The organism is Novosphingobium clariflavum, from assembly GCF_026420865.1.
Taxonomy (GTDB): domain Bacteria; phylum Pseudomonadota; class Alphaproteobacteria; order Sphingomonadales; family Sphingomonadaceae; genus Novosphingobium; species Novosphingobium clariflavum.
The window spans coordinates 33,254-45,175 of record NZ_JAPCWC010000013.1; the positions used below are offsets into that span (position 1 = coordinate 33,254).

The following is an 11,922-nucleotide window of genomic DNA, read 5'->3' on the forward strand; positions in this document are numbered from 1 at the left end:
CAGGACATGAGCGACATTCCGTCCACCATCCGGGCAGAGAGCGCCGGACCCGAACGGTTCCATTGGGAAGACTCGGCGGAACTGCACAAGTGCGCGGACGGCGGCGGCCTGTTCCACAACCTCAAGGTCATTCGCCGGGGCAGCGTGTCCGAGCTCGTGCGTTTCGTGATGAGCCTGCCCGAGGACGAGCAGGACGACTATGCGATCCAGAAGGACGGCGACCGGACTTTCCGCATCGGCGAGATCCGCGCGCTGTCCCGCCGCGCCGACTTTCCTGCCACCGACGCGTGAGTTCGCCGACGTGAGCAAGGATCCGCGCACGATCGCCGATTTCACCGCGACCCTGCCGAATGGCGAGACGATCAGTCTCGCCGACCGGGCGGGCAAGGTGCTGCTTGTCGTCAACACCGCCAGCAAGTGCGGCTTCACGCCGCAGTACCAGGGGCTGGAGCAGCTCTGGCGCATGCACGGGGCGCAGGGCTTCGAGGTGATCGCCTTCCCCTGCAACCAGTTCGGCGGCCAGGAACCGGGTGATGCCGAGGAGATCGCCGGCTTCTGCGAGGTGAACTTCGGCCTGTCCTTCCCGCTGATGGGCAAGGTGGAGGTCAACGGCGACAATGCGCCGCCGCTCTGGCAATGGCTCAAGGCCGAGGCGCCGGGGGTGCTGGGCAGCAAGTCGATCAAGTGGAACTTCACCAAGTTCCTGATCGGCCGCGACGGCAAGGTCGTGCGCCGTTATGCGCCGACCGACAAGCCCGAGACCATCGAGCAGGACATCGTGAAGCTGCTCTGATCCGCCCGCACGGGTCCTGCCGCACGGGCGCGAGCAGGAAAAAGGGGCGCGGCCGCCATGGCCGCGCCCCTTTTCTGTCGGCTCAGTAGAAGGCGCCGTAGATCACGTCGACGACGGCGCGGGTGCGACGGTCGACCAGTAGCAGGTCGGGGCCGTAGCGCACCCAGTAGTAGCCCGGAGGCGGTGGTCCGACGCCGATCATCGCGTAGTTCTGGAACAGGTAGGTCGAGGACAGGAAGATCGCGGGCAAGATCATGTGCACATGCCAGCGACGATAGCCGTAGCCGTGCGGATAGCGGTACGGCGGCGCATGCATGGGCCGGAACGTGCTCGGGCGGCCCATGCCGGGGCGGTGCGGGTGATGGACAACCGGCGGGCGCCCGTGGTTCGGCGGCGGGCGGTGGGTGTTGCTACCGTGCCCGTTGCCATTGCCATGACCGTTGTTCGGGGGGCGATGGGCGTTCCCGCCGCCACTGGGCGGGCGTTGGTGGTTACCGCTGCCACCCGGCGGGCGCTGGGCGTTGCCGCCTCCCGAGGGCGGACGGGTCACGTTTCCGCCTCCCGAGGGAGGACGGTTGGCATGGCCGCCACCGCCGCTTGGCGGACGGTTGGCATGGCCGCCTCCGCCCGGTGGGCGCGATGGCCCGGGGCGCTGGTGTTGCTGCGCCATCGCCGCGAATTCGCCGGGCAGCAGTCCGTCCGGCGCCAGCAGCAGGGGGATGATGGCAAGATAGGCGTACTTCATTCAGAGTTCTCCCAGTACGGCCATGACAATCCGGCGATGGTCGGAGCGATCCGCATGGGTGGCCCGTCGAGGATGGGCATCGCGCCAGCGGAGCAAACCGGACTCGATGAAGTTTCTGGGACGATGCTCCTGTTTTCAGTCGCTTTCAAGGCTCGGCTGACAATCCTGTCCGGGGTGCCGGGGCATCCGGCCGCATGTCTGTCCACGGGCTTATCCCCAGCCCCCATGTTGATCGCGCGGCCCTCTTGATCGCGCATGGGGGCAGCGCCTAAATTCCCGCGATGGCCTATGCACCCTTTGTCCCGCTGCGCATCTTTTCGAGCTTCACGATGCTGGACGGGGCAATCGATCCCAAGGCTGCCGCCAAGCTGGCGAAGGAGCGCAAGTTCCCTGCCGCCGCGATTTGCGACCGCAACGGCCTTTACGGCGCGCCGATGTATGCCGGTGCCTGCAAGGGCGTGGGCGTGCAGCCGATCGTCGGCACGTTCCTCGCCATCGGCCGCCCCGGCGCCGTCGCGCAGGGGCAGGAACGGCCGATCGACTGGCTGGCCCTGTTCGCGCAGAACGAGGCGGGCTGGCTCAACTTGTGCGATCTGGTCAGCCGCGCGCACCTCGACCGCCCGCTGGAACTCGACGCCCATGTCGAACTCGAAAGCCTGCGCGGTCGTACCGACGGCCTGATCTGCCTGACCGGCGGCGACGAGGGCGCGCTGGCACGGCTCTACGCGGCGGGCAAGGCCGAGGCGGCGGAAAGCTATTGCGACACCCTGCAATCGCTGTTCGGCGACCGTCTCTACATCGAGATCACCCGCACCGGCGAGGCCGTGGAGGACGAGAGCGAGGAAGACCTGATCGCGCTCGCCTATGAACGCGACATTCCGCTGGTCGGCACCAACCCGGCGCAATATGCCGAGGCGAAGTTCCACCCCGCGCACGACGCGCTGCTGTGCATCGCCAACTCGACGCAGGTCGATGCCGCCGACCGTCCGCGCTCCTCGTCGGAGCGCTGGGTCAAGCCGGTCGAGATGATGCAGGAGCTGTTCGCGGACCTGCCCGAGGCGCTGGCCAACACGCTCGTCGTCGCGCAGCGCTGTGCCTACATGCCGCCGCGCCGCAAGCCGCTGCTGCCCAGCCTCGCCGGCGACCTCGAGGGCGAGGCGCGGATGCTGGCGGACAATTCGCGCGCCGGCCTTGCCCGCCGTCTCGCGCCGTACTGGCCGGAGGTGACCGAGGATGAGCTTGACGCCGCCATGGCGCTCCAGGGCGAAGAGCGCGAGGCCGCCTACAAGGAACTGGCCGAACGCGGCGTCACCGAGGATTTCCTCGACTATGCCAGGCGCCTCGATTTCGAGGTGCAGATCATCGTCGGCATGGGCTTCCCCGGCTACTTCCTGATCGTGGCCGACTTCATCAAGTGGGCCAAGGACAACGACATTCCGGTGGGGCCGGGCCGTGGTTCGGGTGCAGGCTCGCTGGTCGCCTGGGCGCTCACGGTTACCGACCTCGATCCGCTCAAGCTGGGCCTGCTGTTCGAACGCTTCCTGAACCCGGAACGCGTCTCGATGCCCGACTTCGACATCGACTTCTGCGAAACCCGGCGCGGCGAGGTGATCCGCTACGTCCAGCGCAAGTATGGCGACGATCACGTCGCCCAGATCATCACCTTCGGCAAGATGAAGGCCCGCGCGGTGCTGCGCGACTGCGGGCGCATCCTGCAGATGGGCTACGGCCGCGTCGACAGCCTGTGCAAGATGGTGCCCAACCATCCGACCGACCCCTGGACGCTGACCGAGGCGCTGCACGGCCGCAAGAAGCACGGCGTCACGTCCGATCCGCCGGTCGCCGAATTCCGCCGCGAATACGATGTCGACCACGAGGTGAAGCGCCTCGTCGACCTTGCCGTGCAGCTCGAGGGCCTGCCGCGCAACTCGTCCACCCACGCGGCGGGCGTCGTCATCGGCGACCGGCCGCTGGCGCAGTTGGTGCCGCTCTACCGCGATCCGCGCTCGGACATGCCGGTCACGCAGTTCGACATGAAGTCGGTGGAAGACACCGGCCTCGTGAAGTTCGACTTCCTCGGCCTCAAGACGCTCTCGGTGCTGAAGAAGGCTTGCGACCTGCTCGCCCGGCGCGGGATCACCATCAATCTGTCGACGCTCGGCTGGGACGATCCGGCGGTCTACGAACTGCTCAAGCGCGGCGATACGGTCGGCGTGTTCCAGCTGGAATCGGAAGGCATGCGCCGCACGCTGGCGGCGGTGAAGCCGACCAACTTCGGCGACATCATCGCGCTCGTCTCGCTCTACCGTCCGGGCCCGATGGACAATATCCCGCTGTTCGGCCGCCGCAAGAACGGGCTGGAATCGATCGAATACCCGCACGACAAGCTCGCCGGCATCCTCGGCGAGACTTACGGGATCTTCGTCTACCAGGAACAGGTCATGCAGGCCGCGCAGATCCTGGCGGGCTACTCGCTGGGCGACGCCGACCTTCTGCGCCGCGCGATGGGCAAGAAGGTCCAGGCGGAAATGGACAAGCAGCGCCAACGCTTCGTCGATGGCTGCAAGGAGGTGTCCGGCATCGATGCGGCCAAGGCCAACGAACTGTTCGACTTGATCGACAAGTTCGCCGGCTACGGCTTCAACAAGTCGCACGCCGCCGCCTACGCGCTGCTCGCCTACCACACCGCGTGGTTCAAGGCGCATTACCCGCACGAATTCTACGCCGCCTCGATGTGCTTCGACATGCACCAGTCGGAAAAGCTGGCGATCTTCGTGGACGACGCGCGTCGCAACGGCATCGAACTGGCCCCGCCGGACATCAACATGTCCGAGGCCGAGTTCTGCGTCGAGGAAACGCATGACAGCCACGCGGTGCGTTATGCGCTGGCGGGTATCCGCAACGTGGGTGAGAAGGCGATGGAGGCGATCGTTGCCGAGCGCGAGGCGAACGGCAAGTTCGTCAGCCTCGACGACGTGTTCCGCCGCGCGCCCGCCGGATCGATGAACCGCCGCCAATTGGAAAGCCTCGCCGCGGCAGGCGGGTTCGATGCCCTCGAGCCCAACCGCGCCAAGGTCCTCGCCAATGCGGATACCCTGCTGGCCGAGGCGGACCGGTCCTCGCGAGAGCGCAATTCGGACCAGAACAGCCTGTTCGGCGGCGACGATCACGTCGAGCAGGACCTGCGGCTCGTCGATGCCCAGCCCTGGAGCCGCATGGACCAGATGGCCAAGGAGCGCGAGACGTTCGGCTTCTACTTCGCGGCCCATCCGGTCGAGCAGTACCGCGCGGTGGCCTCGGCCAACGGTGCGCGAACCTTCTCCAGCCTGATGGCGGGCGGTAGCGGCGGCGGCCGTGCGGGCGCCGTCATGGCGGCGATGGTGGAGAACGTGCAGAAGCGCAAGACCAAGCGGGGCAAGGACTTCGTCATGGTCGACTACTCGGATTCGTCGGGCAACTTCTCGGCCTGCTGCTTCGAGGAAAGCATGGTCGAGAGCTTCGTGAAGTGGGGCAAGGAGAGCGCCTGCGTGCTGCTCACTGTCGAACTCGACAGCCCCAATCCCGACGAGCCGCCGCGCGTGACTGTCCGCGGCGCGCGGCCGCTTGCCGAAGTGAAGGCGGATGCGCGCATGTTCCTGACCCTCGACATCGACCGCATCGAGGCGGTGCAGGAACTGGCCATGCTGGTGCGCACCGGCGCGTCCGGCTGCGGCGAGATCATGGCGACGCTGCATCTGGGCGGCGGCCAGACGCAGAAAGTGCGCCTCGGCCGCGATTTCGCGCTGGATGGCGATTTTGCCGAGCACCTTGCCAGCGTGGCGGGACTGTCCAACATCTCGCTCATCGCCCGGCGCGGTCCCGAGGGGCTGCGGCAGGCAGCGTAGGCCTGCGCGGAATCCCGGATTGATACAGGGCTGTCGGAATTTTCCGCCAGGCCGAGGCGCGAGTGTCTTGCGTCCTGAGAATGGACGTTCATACCTTGGATGCATAGCGGGAGATGGCTATGCCTGGGGAGATGCAGGACTGGGACCTGCGCGTGTCGGGGCTGATCGATCATGCGGCACGTGCGCACGGCGCGCGCGAAATCGTCACGCGTTGGGCGGACGGTTCGCAGTCCCGCACCAGCTGGGCCGGGGTGCGCCATGATGCGCTGAGGATGGTGCAGGCGCTGCGCCGGATCGACGTCTATCCGGGCGAGCGGGTGGCGACGCTGGCGATGAACCACGGGCGCCATCTGGCCGCCTGGTTCGGCGCCACCGGCGCGGGCTGTGTGCTCCATACGCTCAATCCGCGCCTGTTCGACGCGCAGCTGGCCTGGATCGTCAATCACGCCGAGGACGCGGTGCTGATCTACGATGCGGCATTCCGTCCGATCGTGGAGCGGATCCTGCCGTCCTGTCCCACCATCCGGCGCACCATCTGTTTCGATTCGCGCGCGTGGGGGCCGGATTTCGAGGACTGGTTGGCCGCCGAGGACGGCGAGGCGCACTGGACTGCGGGATGCGAACAGGCGCCCTGCATGCTGTGCTACACCAGCGGCACGACCGGCGATCCCAAGGGCGTGCTCTATTCCCATCGCTCGCAGGTGCTGCACACGCTGGCGATGATCGCCCCTTCCGCGCTCGATCTGGCGCCGCGATCGGTGGTCCTGCCGGTGGTGCCGATGTTCCATGCCAACAACTGGGGGCTGCCCTGGGCCTGCGCGGCAAGCGGGGCCAAGATGGTCTGGAGCCAGACCAACGAGGCGGAGGCGCTGTGCGGGCTGATGCATCGCGAAGCCGTTACCCATGTTGCCGGGGTTCCGGCGGTGTGGTTCGCGATGTTCGAGCATCTTGACCGCACCGGCACCGCGCTGCCGCCGATCCGGCAGGCGCTGTCGGGGGGATCGGCGGTGCCGCGCAGTGTCGTCGAGCGGCTGATGCACGCGGGCGTTCGTGTGGCGCAGGCCTGGGGGATGACCGAGACCTCGCCCATCGCCACCGTTGCCTATGAGCCTGCCGGGTGGGATGACATGTCCTTCGACGAACAGGTCACTTGCAAGAGCAGCCAGGGACGGCCGCTCTACGGCGTGGAAGTGCGGGTGGTCGGCCTCGATGGCACGGGCGTTCCCCTGCCGCACGACGGGATCTCCGCCGGGGCGTTGCAAGTGCGCGGACCGTGGACGGTGAAACGCTATTTTCGCGCCGAGGACGATGCGGTGGACAGCGACCAGTGGTTCGATACCGGCGATGTCGCCACCATTGCCCCGGACGGCACCCTGTACCTGACCGACCGGACCAAGGACCTCATCAAGTCGGGCGGGGAGTGGATCAGTTCAGTGGAACTGGAAAACGCCGCGGTCGGCCATCCCGAGGTGAGCGAGGCCGCGGCGATCGGCGTGGCCCATCCGCGCTGGGACGAAAGGCCGCTGCTGGTCGCCGTGCGCAAGCAGGGCAGCGCGCTTGGCGCGGAAGACTTGCGGAATTATCTCGCCGGGAAAGTGGCGCGCTGGTGGCTGCCGGATGCCATCGAGTTTGTCGGCAGCCTGCCGCATACCGGCAGCGGGAAGCTCGACAAGAAGGCGCTGCGCCTGCTTTTTGCCGATTACACGCTGCCGGTCTGAGGTTTACTTGTCCTTGCTGCCGAGGTTGCTGGCCGCATCCTGGGCGGCGTCGCCAACCTTGTCGGCGGCCTTGCCGACGTCGTTTGCAGCATTGGCCACGGCATTGTCGCGCAGGGCCTCGCTCTCGTTCTGGCGGCTGAACAGGTAGAGCCCGCCGACCACCGCGACGAGCAGGACGAGCGCCATGACGATGCCCGTCCCGCCGGACGATCCGCGCTCCCGGATCACGGTGGTGGTGTGGGTGGGGGTTTCCGGCCTGCGCTCGGTTTCGACTATCCTCTCGTCCATTGCGGTTCTCCTGTCCTGTCTTGGCTTGTCAGTGACTGTCGATGGAGAGGGGAACACGCAGGCGGCGCTTCGGTTTCATCGGTCACGGTGTTCCCGCGGCCGTTTCATCCCGAATGCCGCGCCGCCCTCGGAAAAATCCTCTCTTATCAGCATCATGGTCTGCTGAGCGTCCCCGATGGCCAAGGCGCCGCGCCGTTCATGCGTTTACGGCCTAGAGCGTTTTTCGAACGGAGTGGAACACGCAGGGCCTCGGGAAAACGCTCTAGAACAGCGCGAGTTGTCCGTCGCGGCTGGGCGGACGGAATTGCGAGCAGTCCAGCGCGACCTGGGGTTTGCCGAAGCCCAGGCGCCGCATCGTGATGGCAAAGCGTTGCCGGAACACTTGCGCCCAGACACCGTCGAGGCGGAAGCGGGAAAAGAACGCGGGATCGTTGTCGCGCCCCGCGCGCATGGCCTGGATGGTCGCCATGACCTTACCGGCGCGGTCCGGGAAATGCGTCTGGAGCCATTCGCGGAACAGCGGCGCGACTTCGTGGGGCAGGCGCACGATGATCCATGAGGCGCTGCGGATGCCCTGCGCGGCGGCGGCTCCGAGGATCTCCTCGATGTGGTGGTCGGTGATTGCCGGGATCACCGGTGCTATCGAGACATGCGTGGGCACGCCGGCCGCCGCCAGCTTGCCCAGCGCCGCAAGGCGCTTGGCCGGTGCCGCCGCGCGCGGCTCCAGCAGGCGCGACAGGGCCGGGTCCATGCTGGTCACCGATATCGCGACATGGGTCAGGTTGTGCCGCGCCAGTTCGGCCAGCAGGTCGAGATCGTGCAACACGCGGTCGGACTTGGTGGTGATCGTCACCGGATGGCGCACTTCCAGGCAGAGTTCGAGGATCTGCCGGGTGATCCGGTAGCGCGCTTCGATCGGTTGGTAGGGGTCGGTGTTGGTGCCCATGGCGATCGGGGCAGGACGGTAGCCCGGCTTTGCCAGCGTTTCGCGCAGCAACCTTGCCGCCTGCGGTTTCACGAAAAGCCTGGTCTCGAAATCAAGGCCGGGGGACAGGTCGTGATAGGCATGGGTCGGCCGGGCAAAGCAATAGATGCAGCCGTGCTCGCAGCCGTTGTAGGCATTGATCGAACGGTCGAACGGCACGTCGGGGGACTTGTTGAACGACAGGATGGTGCGCGGGCTCAGTTCGCTCACCTGCGTGCGCAGCGGTGCGGGCTCGCCGTCGACCTCGCGCGAGGCGTCCAGCCAGTCGCCATCGGCCTCCCGCCGGGGAAGATTGAAGCGGGTGCTGGCCTGCCCGGAGACGGCGCCTCTGCCCTTGTGGATCTGCATCTGGGAACCTTGAACATAACAAGAACAAAAAGCAAGCGAGTCGGGCTTGGTTGATCTCTCGCGCGGCACGCCTTAGGCAATCCGATCTGGTATGGAGGTCAAATGGCAGGCGCGGAGCAGAAATCGGGTGGACGCAGGATCGGGGCGGAGACCTCGGCCACACGGGCACGCATCGTCGAGGCCACCGTCGAGCTGATCCGCGACGAGGGCTATGCCGCCGCCAGCACCCGCCGCGTTGCCGCCCGTGCAGGGCTCAAGCCTTCGCTGGTGCACTACTATTTCCCGACCACCGACGACTTGCTGCTGGAAGTGTGCCGTCAGGGCGCGGCGGACAGCGATGCCATGATCGCGCAGGCGCTGGCGAGCGAGGATCCGGTGCGTGCACTCTGGGGCTTTTTTGTCGACACCAGTCGCACTGCGATGTCGCTGGAATTCATGGCGCTGGCCAACCACCGCCCGGCCGTGCGCGAGAAGATGGCCGAGCACAGTGTCGTCATGCGCCGGCGGCAGGTGGAGATCATCGAGCAACTGTTCGGCGATCGGCTCAAGGTTCTGGAGGGCTTCGATCCCGCGGGCCTTGCGGTGATGCTGGCGGGTATCGGCCGCTGCATCGTCATGGAGGAAAACCTGGGCGTCACGGCCGGGCACGCGCAGGCGAGGGCGACGGTGGAATCCTGGCTCGACCGGCTGGAGGCGAAGACGCTCGCCTGATCTCGCACCGGCGATTGATTGCAGGCGCAATCCGCGAGAAATTTGAACGGGTGTTCAGTTCGTGGTACCACCTTCTTCAAGAATGGCTTCGGCGATGAAGCGGACAATGGAGAGTGTGCACGATGTCGCTCGCGACAAAGACGGAGTTCAAGGCCGAGGCGATCAAGCCGAAGATCGGCAGCCGCGTTCTCAACACGCGGGAAGACCTGCTTTCGGGCGAATTCGCGGCTGAGATCCGCGAACTGCTGGAAGCGCGCGGGGTGCTGGTGTTCCCCCAGGTGAGCTTCACCGACGAGGAGCAGGTGGCCTTCACCAAGACGCTCGGCACGTTCGCGCCCGAGCGCAAGGGCGGCGAGGAAGTGATCTCGAAGATCACGCTCGACGCCAGGGAAAACCCGATGGCGGCCGAGTATCTCAAGGGCTCGCTCTACTGGCACATCGACGGCACCCGTAACGACGTGCCGATCCTGGCCTCGCTGCTCTCCTGCCGGGTGCCGAGCCCCAGGGGCACGGGCAACACCGGCTTTGCCAACACGTACGCGGCGTTCGACGATCTGCCGGACGACAAGAAGGCCGAGTACGAGCAGTACCGCGTCGTCCATGGCCCCTGGGCCAGCCTGTTCTACTATGAGGCCGAACCCAGCCTCGCCAAGCTTCAGGGCTATGCCCAGATCGGCGAGCAGGAACTCCCGCTGGTGTGGAAGCACAAGTCCGGCCGCAAGAGCCTGGTCATCGGCTGCACGGCCGCGCAGGTGGTCGGCAAGTCGGCGCTCGAAAGCGCGATGATCATCCATGGTCTGCGCGAATGGGCGACGGGCGAAGAGTTCACCTACAGCCACGAATGGGAAGTCGGCGATCTCGTCATGTGGGACAATACCGGCACGATGCACCGCGCCGAAGCCTATGACCCGACTTGCGGCCGCATGATGCACCGCACCAAGCTCGAAGGCGAAGAACCCTTCGAATAAGGCGGAAGCGGCGGGGGCGCTGGGGCGCCGTTCAGCCAGATTTATAGGGCCAGAATTGCAGGGCTCGTCGGACTTCGGTTCGGCGGGCCTTTTTCATGGCGGCATCCGGCCAAAGAAAAACCCCCCGCCTTGCGGCGGAGGGTCTTCCTAGAACTCAGGTCCAGTCAGGCGAGGGGCTTAGGCCCAGCTGGCCATCTTGGTTTCGAGGTTCTGCACGATGGCCTCGAAGAACTGCTCGGTGGTCATCCAGTTCTGGTCCGGACCGATCAGCAGCGCGAGGTCCTTGGTCATCTTGCCGCTTTCGACGGTTTCGATGCAGACCTGCTCCAGCGTCTCGGCGAACTTCACCACTTCCGGGGTCTCGTCGAACTTGCCGCGATAGGCAATGCCGCGGGTCCAGGCGAAGATCGAGGCGATCGGGTTGGTCGAGGTCGCCTTGCCCTGCTGGTGCTGGCGGTAGTGACGGGTCACGGTGCCGTGGGCGGCTTCCGCTTCGACGGTCTTGCCGTCGGGCGAGAGCAGGACCGAGGTCATCAGGCCGAGCGAGCCGAAGCCCTGGGCAACGGTGTCCGACTGCACGTCGCCGTCGTAGTTCTTGCAGGCCCAGACGAACTTGCCCGACCACTTGAGCGCCGAGGCGACCATGTCGTCGATCAGGCGGTGTTCGTAGACGATCTTGGCTTCGGCGAACTTTTCCTTGAAGCCTTCGGTGTCGAACACTTCCTGGAACAGGTCCTTGAAGCGGCCATCATAGGCCTTGAGGATGGTGTTCTTGGTCGAGAGGTACACCGGCCAGCCGAGGTTGAGGCCGTAGTTGAACGAGGCGCGTGCGAAGTCGCGGATCGATTCGTCGAGGTTGTACATCGCCATGGCGACGCCCGGAGCCGGGAAGTCGAACACGTCGAGGTCGATCTTGTCGCCGTTCTCGCCGTCCCACACCAGGCGCAGCTTGCCGGCGCCGGGGATCAGGGTGTCGGTGGCCTTGTACTGGTCGCCGAAAGCGTGACGGCCGACGACGATCGGGTCGGTCCAGCCCGGAACCAGGCGGGGCACGTTCGAGATCACGATCGGCTCGCGGAACACGACGCCGCCCAGGATGTTGCGGATCGTGCCGTTGGGCGACTTCCACATCTTCTTGAGGTCGAATTCGGTGACGCGCGCTTCGTCAGGCGTGATGGTGGCGCACTTGACGGCCACACCGCATTCCTTGGTGGCGTTGGCCGCATCGATGGTGATCTGGTCGTTGGTCTCGTCGCGCTTCTGCACCGAGAGATCGTAGTACTTGAGATCGATGTCGAGGTAGGGGAGGATCAGCCGTTCGCGGATCCATTCCCAGATGATCCGCGTCATTTCATCGCCGTCCATCTCGACGATGGGATTCTTGACCTTGATTTTCGCCATTCGTGAAACTCCCCTGGGGATGAGATTTGGGGGTCTCTTAGGCAGCAGCGAAGCGCTTAGCAAGGCAGGTATCGGCCCGGC

10 protein-coding genes are annotated in these 11,922 nt (G+C 66.0%); 6 read left to right on the forward strand and 4 right to left on the reverse strand.

Going from position 1 to position 11,922, the window contains the following annotated elements; genetic code table 11:
• The first annotated feature begins 6 nt into the window (after positions 1-6).
• Positions 7-291 carry a hypothetical protein gene (locus OKA11_RS15760; RefSeq protein ID WP_267221990.1) on the forward strand — a complete coding sequence of 95 codons (285 nt, stop codon included), beginning with the start codon at positions 7-9 and terminating at the stop codon, positions 289-291.
• A gap of 10 nt (positions 292-301) precedes the next feature.
• Positions 302-793 carry a glutathione peroxidase gene (locus OKA11_RS15765; protein ID WP_267221992.1) on the forward strand — a complete coding sequence of 164 codons (492 nt, stop codon included), beginning with the start codon at positions 302-304 and terminating at the stop codon, positions 791-793.
• 82 nt (positions 794-875) lie between these two features.
• On the opposite strand, the gene OKA11_RS15770 is transcribed toward OKA11_RS15765, so the two are convergent.
• Entirely contained in the window at positions 876-1,538 is a 663-nt protein-coding gene (locus OKA11_RS15770; protein WP_267221994.1) for an RcnB family protein, read from the reverse strand.
• Between the two features lie 281 nt (positions 1,539-1,819).
• Between OKA11_RS15770 and dnaE the strand changes: the two genes are divergently transcribed.
• Positions 1,820-5,422, forward strand: coding sequence for a DNA polymerase III subunit alpha (gene dnaE / locus OKA11_RS15775; protein WP_267221996.1), 3,603 nt, complete (start codon positions 1,820-1,822; stop codon positions 5,420-5,422).
• 119 nt (positions 5,423-5,541) lie between these two features.
• On the forward strand, positions 5,542-7,140 hold the full coding sequence (locus OKA11_RS15780; RefSeq protein WP_267221999.1) for a long-chain fatty acid--CoA ligase: 1,599 nt from the start codon (positions 5,542-5,544) through the stop codon (positions 7,138-7,140).
• A gap of 3 nt (positions 7,141-7,143) precedes the next feature.
• Here the strand turns inward: OKA11_RS15780 and OKA11_RS15785 are convergent, their stop codons facing one another.
• Both OKA11_RS15785 and OKA11_RS15790 read right to left on the reverse strand, forming a co-directional pair.
• Positions 7,144-7,428: a hypothetical protein gene (locus OKA11_RS15785; protein ID WP_267222001.1), complete on the reverse strand. Its 285-nt coding sequence runs from the start codon at positions 7,426-7,428 to the stop codon at positions 7,144-7,146.
• Between the two features lie 262 nt (positions 7,429-7,690).
• Complete coding sequence (locus OKA11_RS15790; RefSeq protein WP_267222003.1) at positions 7,691-8,761, reverse strand: PA0069 family radical SAM protein; 1,071 nt, start codon at positions 8,759-8,761, stop codon at positions 7,691-7,693.
• A gap of 102 nt (positions 8,762-8,863) precedes the next feature.
• Here OKA11_RS15790 and OKA11_RS15795 point away from each other — a divergent pair, with 102 nt between their 5' ends.
• Both OKA11_RS15795 and OKA11_RS15800 read left to right on the forward strand, forming a co-directional pair.
• A complete protein-coding gene (locus tag OKA11_RS15795) occupies positions 8,864-9,472 on the forward strand; it encodes a TetR/AcrR family transcriptional regulator (protein ID WP_267222005.1) in 609 nt (202 codons plus the stop codon).
• 122 nt (positions 9,473-9,594) lie between these two features.
• On the forward strand, positions 9,595-10,440 hold the full coding sequence (locus OKA11_RS15800) for a TauD/TfdA dioxygenase family protein (protein WP_267222007.1): 846 nt from the start codon (positions 9,595-9,597) through the stop codon (positions 10,438-10,440).
• Between the two features lie 177 nt (positions 10,441-10,617).
• Here the strand turns inward: OKA11_RS15800 and OKA11_RS15805 are convergent, their stop codons facing one another.
• The gene (locus OKA11_RS15805; RefSeq protein WP_267222009.1) at positions 10,618-11,841 is read right to left on the reverse strand and encodes an NADP-dependent isocitrate dehydrogenase; all 1,224 of its coding nucleotides are present in this window, start codon (positions 11,839-11,841) and stop codon (positions 10,618-10,620) included.
• Positions 11,842-11,922: the final 81 nt, after the last annotated feature.